This window comes from Nocardia canadensis (assembly GCF_032656385.1).
In the GTDB taxonomy this organism is placed as follows: Bacteria; Actinomycetota; Actinomycetes; order Mycobacteriales; family Mycobacteriaceae; genus Nocardia; species Nocardia canadensis.
The window spans coordinates 321,350-334,304 of the sequence record NZ_JAVCWB010000001.1 but is presented as its reverse complement, the minus strand read 5'-3'; the positions used below and the strand labels follow the sequence as shown (position 1 = coordinate 334,304).

Sequence of the window (12,955 nt, the reverse complement as noted above, 5' to 3'; positions counted from 1 at the left end):
GCCGCCGATCTTGTTTGTGATGACACGGCGCCGACGCTCGGTCGGGAGAACGTGATCTGAAGTTTCTCGGGTTAGGAGCTGTCTATGTCGAGCGGTCCGGCGAATGTTTCACGGGAAACAGCGTCGCGGGTCCCGGGGATGCTGGATTCCAGCAACTTCGACGCGGAGACGTTCGGGAACACTCCTTTCGGGCACATCTCCCCGGCCGAGACCCCGATCGCGGCGGAAGCGCAACGCGCCAGCCAGATTCTGCATCCAGGAAAGGTCACTGTGCCGAAACCCCGCGAGCAACGGATCATCACCATCGCCAACCAGAAGGGCGGCGTGGGTAAAACCACGACGACGGTCAATCTCGCTGCGGCGCTAGCGCACCAGGGCATGACGGTTCTTGTCGTCGATCTCGATCCGCAGGGCAACGCGAGCACGGCGCTGGGCGTCGCGCATCACTCCGGGGTGCCGTCCAGCTACGAACTGCTGATCGGTGAGGTGACCGTCAAGGACGCGATTCAGCAGAGTCCGCACAGCGAGCGACTGCTGTGCGTGCCCGCCACGATCGACCTCGCCGGCGCCGAGATCGAGCTCGTCTCGATGGTTGCCCGGGAGGGGCGGCTGAAGGCCGCGATCCACGAAGCGGCGATGGCCGGGTACGACATCGACTACGTCCTCATCGACTGCCCGCCGTCACTCGGCCTGCTCACGGTCAACGCGCTCGTAGCGGCCAAGGAGGTGCTGATCCCGATCCAGTGCGAGTACTACGCGCTGGAGGGCGTCGGTCAGCTGCTCCGCAATATCGGGTTGGTGCAAGCGCACCTCAACCCCGAGCTCCACGTCTCCACCGTGCTGCTGACGATGTACGACGGCCGCACCAAACTGGCCGATCAGGTGGCCGAGGAAGTGCGCAACCACTTCGGCGACGTCGTCCTCAAGTCGATGATTCCGCGCAGCGTGAAGGTCTCGGAGGCGCCGGGCTACGGGATGACCGTGCTCGATTATGATCCAGGCTCCCGCGGTGCGATGAGCTACCTGGACGCGGGGCGTGAGCTCGCCGCCCGCGCCCAGCTCCGCCAGGACGCGTCGTAGTGGTGTGTTGGAACGAGGAAGGGATCGGTAGCCGATGAGTCAGGCGAAAAAGGGCGGTCTCGGGCGCGGGTTGGCCGCACTGATCCCGACGGGTCCGGCAGCGACGGCGCCGGGCCTCAGCAGTGCCGCGGCGAGCGTCATCGGGATCAACCCGATCGGCCCGCAGCCGGCCGAGGCGTTCCTGCATCGCGTCCCGGATGCCGAGCCCGAACCGGAGGAAGACCTCGTCTCCCCCGGCGGCGCGGTCTACCGCGAGGTGCCTGCCGAGCAGATCGAGCCGAACCCGAAGCAGCCGCGGCAGGTCTTCGAGGAGGAGGCGCTGGCGGAGCTGGTGCACTCGATCCGCGAGTTCGGCCTGATGCAGCCGATCGTGGTGCGGCGGGTCGAACCGGGTGTCGACAAGTTCCAGTTGGTCATGGGCGAGCGCCGGTGGCGCGCATGCCAGGAAGCCGGACTGACGACGATTCCGGCGATCATCCGCGACACCGCCGACGGCTCGATGCTGCGCGACGCACTGCTGGAGAACATCCACCGCGTGCAGCTGAACCCACTCGAAGAGGCGGCCGCGTATCAGCAGCTGCTCGAGGAATTCGATGTCACCCACGAGGAATTGGCCTCGCGAATCGGTCGTTCGCGACCGGTGGTGACGAATATGATCCGATTGCTGAAGCTGCCGATCCCCGTGCAGCGTCGGGTGGCCGCCGGGGTGCTCTCGGCCGGACACGCCAGGGCGCTGCTCGGCTTGGATGCCGGAGCCGACGCACAGGAAGTGTTGGCGGCGCGGATCGTCGCCGAGGGACTGTCGGTCCGGGCCACCGAGGAAGCGGTGACGCTGGCGAACCGCAATCCCTCGGAGGTCGCTCCCCCGGCGCCGAAGCGTAAGCCGATCCACATGCCGGGTCTGCAAGAAGTGGCCGAACGGCTGTCGGGCTCCTACGACACCCGGGTCACGGTCAGCCTCGGAAAGCGTAAAGGCAAGATCGTTGTCGAGTTCGGTTCCGTCGAAGACCTCGAGCGCATTGTGGCGCTGATGGAGCAATCCGGCCCCGAAACGTCACTGTGACGGGGCACTCCCAGTCTTTCTACATAATTGAAAGAGGCGGCATTACTGTGGATAGTGATGTGGCGTGAGCGTGGATGAATCGGACAGCTGGAGGCTGAGCAGAGCGGTGTCGACCAGCGTCACGGCATTGACCCTCGATCGACTCGATCAGCTCCCGGCGCACACCCGGCGGTGTGTGTTCTGGGAGCTCGATCCAGCCGTCGCTGCCGACTCACACGCTTTCAGCGATCCGGTCTTCGAGAAGGAAGCCTGGCTCTCGACCGTGATGCTCGAGTGGGGCTCGTGCGGTCAGCTGGCGCATGTGGACAACAACATCGCAGGCTGCGCGCTGTACTCACCGCCGAGCGCGGTCCCCCGGTCGACCCTGTTCCCCACCTCCCCCGTGAGCCCGGACGCGGTCCTGCTGACCACGCTGCAGGCCGAATTCCCCTACGAGGAGGCCGATGTAGCCCATCGGCTGATTCAGGGCGTGGTGGCCGATCTGGTGCGTCGTGGTGTGCGTGCGATCGAGGCGTTCGGCATTCGCAACAGCCCGTCGACGAGCTCGCTGGCCGACCGCGGTCTCGGTTCGTCCATGCGACTGATGGAGCGGATCGCGGCCCCGCTGCGCGATCCGGCGGCGGCGACTCATTGCACCCCCGAAACCTGCATGATCGACGCCGATTTCCTGGCCGACGTCGGTTTCGAAGTGGTGGCCCCGCATCACCGCTTCCCCCGGCTGCGGCTCGAGCTCGACTCCGACCACGGCTGGAAGGAAGACGTGGAGCGCGCCCTCGACCAGCTCCTGGCGGCGGCGTCGATGGTGCCGCCGACCCGCGTCGGCGTGCACTGAACCGGACAGACGACAACGGCCCTGCGGAGAACCGCAGGGCCGTTGGCCGTTTCGGGGCTGCTATCAGACGCGCGGAGCGGGGACGTGGCCCGCGTCGGCGGCGGCCAGCTCCTCGGCGAGCAGCTCGGCGAAGGTGTAGGTGCCGGTGGGCTGGTCGTCCTGGCCGAGCAGGTACAGCCGCTTGACCGAGATGAGGATGGCTTCGGCGATCACGTCCCGCATGCGCGGGTTGGTGAGCACCGAGGCGTCGTACTCGTTGGTGAGGTAGCCGAGGTCCACCTGCACGGTCGGCATCTTGGTGAGCCGCAGCAGGTCCCAGGTGCGCTGGTGCGTGCGGCAGTCCTGCACCGAGGTGCGGGCGACGACCTCGCGCTGGATGAAGCCGGCCAGCACCTGGCCGATCATCGACACCGAGCCGTGCGAGTTGCCGAAGTAGAAGCCGGCCACGCCCTTCGCCGACGGATTGTCACTGGTGGCGCAGCGCAGCGAGATCATCAGGTCGGCGTCGAAGGCGTTGGACGTCTCGGCGCGTTCCACGTCGGTGGGGTTGGCGCCCCACGGGCGGGACAGGAACGTCTCCATGCCGGTGGCGGCCATCCGGCCCTCCAGCCGCGAGGCCAGATCCCACAGGATCTCCGACTCGTAGACGTCACCGAACTCGGTGGGCACCGCGAATCCCTTGTCGGCGCCGCCGAACCCGGGATCGATGACGATGCGCTTGCCGGTGAGCTGCGGGCCCGCCCGGTGCACCACCTCTTCCTCGGCGATGCGATGCGGGTTGCCGCCGGTGACGCGCGCGCCGAGCAGATCCAGCGAACGCAAGGTGTCGGGGCCGCAGATGCCGTCGGCGGACAGGCCGATCTCGCGCTGGAAGGCGCTGAGACCGTCGTGGGTGTGCGGGCCGAAATAGCCGTCGACCCGGTGCACGTAGAAGCCGAGGTCCTGCAGCTTGCGCTGCAGGGTCGCGACATCGTCACCGTAGAGCGGCGCGGACAGCTGGTAGATCAGTGTGCGGGCACCCAGGCGGTAGGAGGCTTCCTTCAGCGCGCGGTACGTGGCCGGACCGACCACGCCGTCGACGAGCAGACCGCGTTGCTGCTGGAACGCGCGGACCGCCGAGTCGAGCGGACGGTCGAACTCCGCGTCGGTGTCCTTCCAGTAATCGCCGTGCTGGGGATGCAGGAAGCCCAGGCTTGCGAGGGTGCTCCGAACCTCTGCTACGGCTGGTCCTGAATCGCCGTGACGAAGTCGGTGCATGCGTGAGAGCCCTTTCCTTCGGCCGGAGCGTCGCCTCGATTGTCTCAGACCCGGGCCGTATTACGGCAATCCCGGGTCCAGGCATCCTACGGCGCGTCGGCCGGTAGGAGGTGCTTTATCAGACCGCTGGTCAGATGAGACCGTCGAGTTCGCGCAGCAGTGCCGCCTTGCCCTTGGCGCCGACGATCTGCTTCACGGGCTTGCCGCCCTGGAACAGGATCATCGTCGGCAGGGACAGGATCTGGTAATCGCGGGCCGCGCCGGGGTTGGCCTCGGTGTCGAGCTTGGCGATCGTCAGCTTGTCGGCGTGGGTGCCCGCGATCTCCTCCAGCACGGGGGCGACCATCTTGCACGGACCGCACCAGTCGGCCCAGAAGTCGACCAGCACCGGCTTCTCGCTGAGCAGGACGTCATCGGCGAACGACTGGTCGGTGACGGTGATGGTGTTGGCGCTCTCGGCCATGGCTGTACTCCTTGCTGGGGTGGAACTCGACGTGCTCGAAATCAGTTGGTGGACACCGCTGCCGAGCCGTCGGCGTTTTCGAGGGTGTTGGCGGTGATGTCACCCTGTTCGGCGAGCCAGCGCTCGGCGTCGATGGCCGCGCGGCAACCGGTGCCGGCGGCGGTGATCGCCTGGCGGTAGGTGTGGTCGACCAGGTCGCCCGCGGCGAACACGCCGGCCACGTCGGTGGCGGTGCCCGGATCGGTCACCTGCACATAGCCTTCGCCGTCGAGCGCGACCTGGCCCTTGACCAGTTCGCTGCGCGGGTCGTGGCCGATGGCGACGAACAGACCGGTCGCGGCGAGCTCGGACTCCTCACCGGTGCGGGTGTCGCGCAGGGTGAGGCTGGTGACGCTCGTCTCGCCGTTGACCTTCACCACTTCGGCGTTGAGCCGGAACTTGATCTTCTCGTTGGCCTTGGCGCGCTCGAGCATGATCCGCGAGGCGCGGAACTCCTCGCGACGGTGCACGACGGTGACGCTGGCCGCGAACTTGGTGAGGAAGGTCGCTTCCTCCATGGCCGAGTCGCCGCCGCCGACCACCACGATGTCCTGGCCCTTGAAGAAGAAGCCGTCGCAGGTGGCGCAGGCGCTCACGCCGCGGCCGAGCAGTTCCTGCTCACCCGGCACGTTCAGGTAGCGCGCGGCCGAGCCCATGGCCAGCACGATGGCGTAGGCCTCGAAGGTCTCGTCACCGACGGTGACCTTCTTGATGGGGCCGGACAGGTCGATCGCGTCGACGTCCTCGGTGCGCAGGTCGGCGCCGAAACGCTTGGCCTGCTCGCGCATCTGCTCCATCAGGTCGGGGCCCATGATGCCCTCGCGGAAGCCGGGGAAGTTCTCCACCTCGGTGGTGGTCATCAGGGCGCCGCCGAACTGGGTGCCTTCGAAGACCAGCGGCTGCAGTTCCGCGCGGGCGGCGTAGACGGCTGCCGTGTAACCGGCGGGTCCTGAGCCGACGATGATCAGGTCGCGAACTGGCGTGCTCATGGGGCCCTTCCGAAAGACAAGCTGGGGACGTGTCGGTCAACAACAGCCTAAACGGTGTTGTTCCCGGGCTGACGGCGCTTCCCTCGAAGCGCTGTGTCAACCGATGTCGCGTAGCGCGAGCTGTTCGGGCGCGCCCGTGGTGCAGCCCGCGCCCACGACCAGCGCGGTGATGGTCGGCGGCTTGGGTCCGATGACGAGCACGAGGACCGCGTCGGTGCCGCGGAAGGTGATACTCGACGCACCCAGCACCGTGCGATCGACGCCGTTGGCCTGCACACAGCGGGCCAGCGCCGCTTCGTCGGCCAGCGGGCCGTTCACTTCGCGCTTGCCGAGGGCGCTGAGCGCGGCGGCGGTGGTGAGCTCGTCGCCGGGGGTGTCCGGTTCGGTGAACGGCGCCGCGGTCGGGGTGCCGTCGGTGGTGTCGAGCGTGGTGACGACGGCACCCGCGCCGGCGAGCACGGCGACGGAGGCGGCGGCCGCGGCCAGCCAGCCCCTTCGGCGGCGGGATCGGTACTGCGCCAGCGAGACCGGCGCGTCGACGGGCGGACGCGGTGGCGGCGGCGGGACGGCCATCGTCGACAGGCGGTCGGTGGGGCCGTCCGGCTGAGTGTGCGGCAGGGCCGTCAGCCGGACGGTGGGGCCGTCCGGCTGGGCTTGCGGCATGGTCGTCAGGCGCTCGGTGGGACCGTCGTCTGCCTCGAGGTCCAGATCGGCGACGAAACGGAACATGCGGTCTGCGACGTCGTCGGGCATGGGATGCATGACCCGCTCGTCGGTGGCCAGGGCGCGGAGGTGGACGTTCACCTCGTCGAGCCGGCTGAGGTAGTGCAGCGCGTCTGGGTCGGCGCTGACCTGTGGCAGCAGTTGCTCGCGCAGTTCGGCCGCGAGGTTGTCGCCGTGCAGATCGGCCAGCAGCTCCGACGGGAACGGAGGCTGCGGCACGGATCGAGACACCCTCGCACCTCCCCTGTTCTGTCGATATCGGATCGCAGGATTTACATCGCTGACTTGTTCGTCACTGTTAATGACGCATCCGGGCTAGGTCCGGTTCCCCGGATCCCGGAAAAATTCCAAACGTTCTTGCAAACGTACGCGCGCTCGGGAGCAACGGCTCTTGATAGTGCCCTCCGCCACGCCGAGCGCGGCGGCGGTTTCGGCCACGCTACGGCCTTCCATCTCGACCATGACCAGCGCGAGCCGCTGGTCCTCCGGCAGCGTGAACAGCGCCTCGCCGACGACGGTCGACAGTTCGTACTCGGCGAACTCGTCGCGCGGCTCGACCGCCTCGGGCATCGTGTCGGGTGTGATCGAGATCGCCCGCCGGGTCTTGTTGCGGCGAATCCGGTCCAGACACGCGTTGACGACGATGGCGTGCAGCCAGCTGCGGACCTCGGCCTCGGCCCGGAACGAGCCCGCGGTGCGATGCGCGGACAGCAGCGCGTCCTGCAGGGAATCGGCGGCGTCCTCGCGGCTGTAGGAGGTGCGCAGCGCGGTCTGCCACAGATGGTCCTTGTGCCTGCGCAGCAGTTCGGCGAAGGCATGCGGCACGCCACGGACGTGGGCGGCCAGCAGTTCCTTGTCGCTGCCGTTCTCCAGCACGAACGAGCGGTCGCGGTATGCGGCGACCTGCCGCGTTCTCCCCCCGCGGACCTGCTCGTTGACTTCCGGCGACACCTGACCCCTTGGACAGCGCTCATTACGGCGACTTCACGTCGGCGAACGAGGCCGATCCATCACCTGACTACTGCGGCGTCCAGGATCGACGTCGACAAATCCTGGGTAACTCTCTGCCGAGAGCGCGGCCCGATCATATCGTCGATAACAATTGCGCACCAACCGGACCGCAGTTCGATGAACGTCCGATCTCGGCGCGGAATGTGGCGGCCACCTGCGTTGATAGCGGTGGGAGATGGGTCGACGCGGAGCTAGGGCGCGGCGTCGAAGCGGACGTCGGCGATGGCGGTCTGGAATTGACCGCCCGAATTCGCGAGTCCGGTGATCCATACGAGCACGAAACGAGCGGCCTGGTCGGTCTGCACGGCGATGTCGGTGACGCCGTCGACGAGCTTGGCCGAGCCGATCAACTGGGTCTGGTCGAGCGTGGGCGTCTCGGTCGGCGAGGTGCGGATCTCGACGGTGCTGCCCGCGCTGGGCGAGGCGATCGAGACATTGGTCAGCTTCGCCGGCGTCGGCAGCGTGGCCAGCAGCCCCACGCCCTTCTTGAGGGCGGGGAACTGCTGGAAATACTGGTCGGTGCGCCACACCGTCGCCGGGTTCTGGTCGAGCACCGCGCCCGCGCCCGCCGCACCGTCCGGGGTGCCCTCCGGAGAGAACACCGCGGCACCGGTGACCGGCACCGGCACACTGGTCGGCGGCGCGGCCGGGGTCTGCCCGGCCGGTGGCGCCGCGCTCGGCGGCGCGACACTCGAGGTGAGCCCGATGTTGATCTGCTCGTCCAGCGGTTTGTCCGAGGCGCCGGGCGCGAAGATGCTGACCATCCACCAGATGAGAATGCCGACGACCAGCGCCGCGAGGACGCCGAGGCCGACCATGATCCACATCATCCGCTGCGAGCGTTCCCGCTCGGCGGCGAGCAATTCCGGATCGGCGAGCGAATCCGGTCCGCCCGCGACCGCGCGCTGACCCAGCCGCAGGACCGGGATGAAATCGGTCTTCTGGTCGACGACCGAGGCTTGCTCGAGCACGTGCTGCACCGTCGCGGCCGTCCGCACGCCCTTGTTCGACTCCAGCGAGCGAACCGCGACGGCCGAGATCTCGAACGGGACCTCCGGCCGGATCTGCCGCGGCTCGACGGGGGTGCCGTCGGGGCCGAAATCGGCCAGGCGCAGGCCGCCGATGGTGGCCGCGGTCCCGGTGACACCGCCGACCCGGATGGGCCAGCGCGCGGTGATCAGGGCGTAGAGCATGGCGCCGAGACCACGCACGTCGCTCTGGGCGTCGGAATCGCCGAGGGTGCCGGGGAACGCCAGCACGGCGTCACCGGAGGCACTGATCCGGATCCGGTCGGGATGATCGATCGACAGCGAGCCGCCGCCGCGGTGGGCCAGTTCGGCCGCCGAGGCGAGGGCCCGGATGGCCCTGGCGGCGCCGATCGGCGAGGGGACGGTCTCGGCCATCTCGCGCAGCGAGCGACCGGGCGTCCACTCGGCGACGACGATGCCGCCGGAGCTGCCGCGGACCACGTCCAGGACCCTTGCCAGGCCGGGCGAATTGATCCGGCCCAGGCGCAGGGTGCGCGACAGAATCGCCTGGGGGCCGTCGTGCCCGGAGTTCTCGCCCGACTTCTGGTCGGCGTCGACGAAGGTCAGCGCCACCTCGCGGTCGAGCTTGATGTCGAGTGCCTGCCAGAACTTCAGGCCGCGAGCACCGCCGTGCCCGGCCAGCAGGCGATACCTGCCACCCGCCACGGACGCGCCGGGGATCAGCTTGGGGCCACGCTGGGCACGGTTCGCCGCGGCAGGCGGGACCTGCGGCGGGATCGGCAGCATGCCGGTGTCGTGCGTCGGATCGTGCGGCGGCATCGCGCGCGCGTCGTCCGCCGGTCCCTGGTCCTCTGCCGAGCTGTTATGCGGCGATTCGGCCTCGTCGGGCGTGTCGGCCTGCTCGGATCCTGTCGCGCCGGACGCGGCAGGATCGACATCGGTGGACATTCCTCCTGCTGCGCGCGCCGCAGAATCAGCGGCCGGGACGCCGCCCACCGCGTCATCGCTCACCCTCGGTCCTCCTTCGGCCTGATCTCGCGGAATCTTCCGCGTGCTGGCGTCATCGCCACCCATGTCGGTATGCCGAACAGCGTACGGGAACTGTGCCTGACCGGTGATGTCAACAGCGCCGGGCCGGATCACCGGTAGGACCATCGTCTGGGTGTCCATCGACGGCCCATACGACGGGAACGCGTAGGTGTCGGGCCTGCGCAGGATCGTGGTCGCGTAGATGTCCTCGGCGGGGGTCTCGTCCAGGCCGAGGTCCGGCGCGGGCGGAGTGATACCCAGCTTGCGCGACACGGCGACGGTGATCGCCACGACCTCGGGGATGCCTGCCAGACGCATGAGACCGAAGGCGACCGAGAACATCACCACCGAGTCGATGACCACGCGCAACAGCGAACCCGCGCCGCCGGAGACCCGGTCGAGCCCGGTCACCGTGTCGACGATGAGCATCACCGCGCCGCCGGCCACGGACGCGAGCAGTACGCGCGTCACCGTGCGGCCGACATTGGCCATCCGCAGGTCACCGAGGCTGCGGTGCAGCAGCAGGCCGCCGATCACCGCGCCCGCGGTGAACCCGAGGCCGGTGGCGACGCCGAGGATGATCACCACGTCGTCGCTGTCGCGGGCCAGCACCGGGGCCAGTGCCGAGAACAGGATCTTGATCGTGGTGATGCCGAGGATGATCCAGGTCGGCGTCCAGGCCTGCTCGCGGGCATAGAACACGCGCAGGTGGATCAGCACCAGGGAGTACGGGATCAGCGAGAACGCCGACCAGCTCACCGCGCTGCCGAGGCGTTCGGCGTCGCCGGAGAAGCGGGCGTAGCCGTAGAGCGCCTGGCCGATCTCCGGACCCGCGAGGGTCAGGAAGGTGACCACGGGGATCAGCGCGATCATCGTCAGGCGGGTGGCCACGGACAGGTCGTCGACCACGGCGGGGGTGTCGTCGTCGGCGGCGTTGCGGCTCAGCCTCGGCATGATCGCGGTGAGCAGGGTGACACCGAGCACGCCGTAGGGCAGCTGCAGCAGCGCCCACGCGTTGGCGAAGATCGCGGGACCGGCCTCGTCGGCCGAGGACGCGATGTTGTTCGCGACGACCAGGCCGATCTGGCTGATCAGCACGTACAGGATGATCGCGGCGCCCATCCTGCCGAACTGCTTGAGGCGCGCGTCGACGCCCCACAGCGGGCGCAGATTGATGCCGTGCCTGCGGATCGCGGGCAGCAGGCTCAGTGCCTGGGTGGCCACACCCAGAGTGATGCCGACGCCGAGGACCAGCAGTTTCGGGTCGCTCATCCGCACCGGATCGAGGGTGATCTCGCCGGGTGTCAGCGCGTAGACGGCCAGGACCGCCAGCACGACGACGTTGTTGAGCACCGGCGCCCACGCGCCCGGCTTGAACGCCTGCCTCGTGTTGAGGATCGCGGTGAACAGGGCCGACATGCCGTAGAAGAGGATCGCCGGCGCCAGCAGGTAGGTCAGCGCGGTGGTGAGGTGGGTGTCGACCTTGCCGTCGGAGGCCACCAGCACATGGCTGGCCAGGATCGGTGTCGCGGCCAGCGTCAGCACGGTCGCGGCGAACAGCACCGCGAAGGCGGCGGTCACCAGTCTGCGGACGAACGCGGCGCCGTTGTCGGCGTCCTCGTGTTCGGCGCGTACCAGGGTCGGCACGACGATGGCGGTCAGCACGGCGCCGAGTACCAGCTCGGCCACCATGTTCGGGATCAGGTTCGCCGAGATGAACGCACTGGCGATGGCCGGACCGAGCACCGTGAGCAGCAGCAGCTGCTTGGCGAAGCCGGTGACGCGGCTGACCAGCGTCGCGATCGCGATCGAGCCGGAGTCCTTGAGCAGTTTCGCGTTGGCGCTCTGCGGGGTCGCCGGCTTTTCGGCGGTCACCCGCTCGGGGCGGGCGATCTTCTGGGTCTTGGCGGCGGCCGGGTCGTCGACGGCGGCCGCGCGGCGACCGCCCGTCGTCCGGCGGGTCGCGGGTTCGGCCTGCGCGCCGACCGGCGTGCCGGGCATCCCCGGATAGGACGGGCGCTGGGGCGCGTTGCGACGGCCCTCCGGTCGACGACTCGGGGCGTCGCCCGACGCGCCGGGCTGATCGCCGAAGGGCTGGTCGGGGCGACCCTGCCGCGGGATGGCGCCGGACTGCGGACCGCGCGGGCCACCCGGATTCCGGGAGAATTCCCCCGCACCCGGACCGGGCGGCGGCACCGAACCTTCCCGGGGACGCTGCGGACGGACACCCGCGTCCAGATCGGGACGCGCCTGGCGCGGAATCGCACCGGACGCCGACCCGTGCGGCGGCGCGGGCCGCTGCTGCGGGAACTCACCCGAGGCGGGCGTCCGCCCGGGCTGCCGCGGCCGACGGCCGTCGTCGGGGCGCGCGCCCGGACGCTGCTCGGCCGGGAAGTCACCCGCACGGTTACCGGGGTGCTGCGAGGGGAACTCCTCGGCGCCGGACGCCGGACGCGGCGCGTGGCCCGGCCGCTGCTGCCGGGGAATCTCACCCGACTGGCCACCGGGACCGGCCACGGGACGCGGCGGCTGGCCCGGCCGCTGCTGTGGGAACTCTCCGGAACTCGGTCCGGGGCGTTGTGGACGGAGCTCGTCGGCGCGCGCACCGGGTCCGGGGTGGCCCGGCCGCTGCTCCGGCGGGAAACCACCCGAGCCGGGCAGCAGGCGCTGTCCCGGGAATTCGTCGGCACCGGGATGCGCAGGCGGGAAGTCTCCCGAGCGCCCGCGCGGCGGCTGACCCGGCCGCTGCTGCCGGGGAAATTCACCCGACTGACCACCGGGACCGGCCACGGGACGCGGCGGCTGGCCCGGCCGCTGCTGTGGGAACTCGCCGGAACTCGGTCCGGGGCGTTGCGGACGGAGCTCGTCGCCGCGAGGTCCTGGTTGGCCAGGACGTTGCTCCGGCGGGAAGTCCCCCGAGCGCCCGCGCGGCGGCTGATCCGGTCGCGGCTGCCGGGGAATCTCCCCCGACTGACCACCGGGACCGACCACGGGACGTGGCGGCTGACCCGGCCGCAGCGGGTCACCGGACTGACCACGTGCCGGTTGGCCCGGTCGTGGTTGCAGCGGGAACTCCCCCGACTGACCGGCAGCCGGATAGGGCGGCTGACCGGGCCGCTGCGGCGGAACCCCCGGACGACCTGCGGTCCCGGGCCGCGGCGCGATCTCGCCGGGCTGCCCCGGCAACTGCACGCGCGGAACACCAGGATGCTGCGGACCGTCGGGCCGCTCGCCGTACGCCGCGCGCGACGGATCCGGCGCACGATTGTCGGGCCGATACCCGGGCGGCGGCTGGTCGGCGGGGCGATAGCCGGGCTGACCCGGCATCGGCGGACGTGGCCCACCCGGCTGGTCGACACCGGGATCGACGGGCTGATACGACCGACCCTCCGGCGCCCCCGGACGCGGCGCGGCGATGTTCCCCTCGTGCTCCCCGCCGGTCATGCCACGCTCCCACGGCGCGACCGGGGCCGGGCGTGC

At 69.7% G+C, this 12,955-nt stretch carries 9 protein-coding genes; 3 read left to right on the top strand and 6 right to left on the bottom strand.

Going from position 1 to position 12,955, the window contains the following annotated elements:
* Positions 1–138 precede the first annotated feature (138 nt).
* From Q7X29_RS01500 to Q7X29_RS01490, 3 genes are all read left to right on the top strand, one after another.
* Positions 139–1,080, top strand: coding sequence for a ParA family protein (locus tag Q7X29_RS01500; RefSeq protein WP_255588799.1), 942 nt, complete (start codon positions 139–141; stop codon positions 1,078–1,080).
* A 34-nt stretch (positions 1,081–1,114) separates the two neighbouring features.
* Complete coding sequence (locus Q7X29_RS01495; protein ID WP_218722265.1) at positions 1,115–2,143, top strand: ParB/RepB/Spo0J family partition protein; 1,029 nt, start codon at positions 1,115–1,117, stop codon at positions 2,141–2,143.
* A gap of 106 nt (positions 2,144–2,249) precedes the next feature.
* Entirely contained in the window at positions 2,250–2,975 is a 726-nt protein-coding gene (locus Q7X29_RS01490; RefSeq protein WP_218722285.1) for a GNAT family N-acetyltransferase, read from the top strand.
* A 63-nt stretch (positions 2,976–3,038) separates the two neighbouring features.
* Here the strand turns inward: Q7X29_RS01490 and Q7X29_RS01485 are convergent, their stop codons facing one another.
* From Q7X29_RS01485 to Q7X29_RS01460, 6 genes are all read right to left on the bottom strand, one after another.
* A complete protein-coding gene (locus Q7X29_RS01485) occupies positions 3,039–4,232 on the bottom strand; it encodes an N-acetylmuramoyl-L-alanine amidase (RefSeq protein WP_218722264.1) in 1,194 nt (397 codons plus the stop codon).
* A gap of 130 nt (positions 4,233–4,362) precedes the next feature.
* Positions 4,363–4,695 (bottom strand): thioredoxin, encoded by a 333-nt coding sequence (gene trxA / locus Q7X29_RS01480; RefSeq protein ID WP_019050115.1) that lies wholly within the window; start codon positions 4,693–4,695, stop codon positions 4,363–4,365.
* A gap of 41 nt (positions 4,696–4,736) precedes the next feature.
* Positions 4,737–5,723 carry a thioredoxin-disulfide reductase gene (gene trxB, locus Q7X29_RS01475; RefSeq protein WP_218722263.1) on the bottom strand — a complete coding sequence of 329 codons (987 nt, stop codon included), beginning with the start codon at positions 5,721–5,723 and terminating at the stop codon, positions 4,737–4,739.
* A gap of 96 nt (positions 5,724–5,819) precedes the next feature.
* The gene (locus tag Q7X29_RS01470; protein WP_316573087.1) at positions 5,820–6,665 is read right to left on the bottom strand and encodes a hypothetical protein; all 846 of its coding nucleotides are present in this window, start codon (positions 6,663–6,665) and stop codon (positions 5,820–5,822) included.
* 96 nt (positions 6,666–6,761) lie between these two features.
* Positions 6,762–7,319, bottom strand: a complete 558-nt coding sequence (sigM, locus tag Q7X29_RS01465; RefSeq protein WP_218722284.1) for an RNA polymerase sigma factor SigM — start codon at positions 7,317–7,319, stop codon at positions 6,762–6,764.
* Positions 7,320–7,648: 329 nt separating this feature from the next.
* A complete protein-coding gene (locus Q7X29_RS01460; RefSeq protein WP_316573237.1) occupies positions 7,649–11,476 on the bottom strand; it encodes a murein biosynthesis integral membrane protein MurJ in 3,828 nt (1,275 codons plus the stop codon).
* Between the last annotated feature and the right edge of the window lie 1,479 nt (positions 11,477–12,955).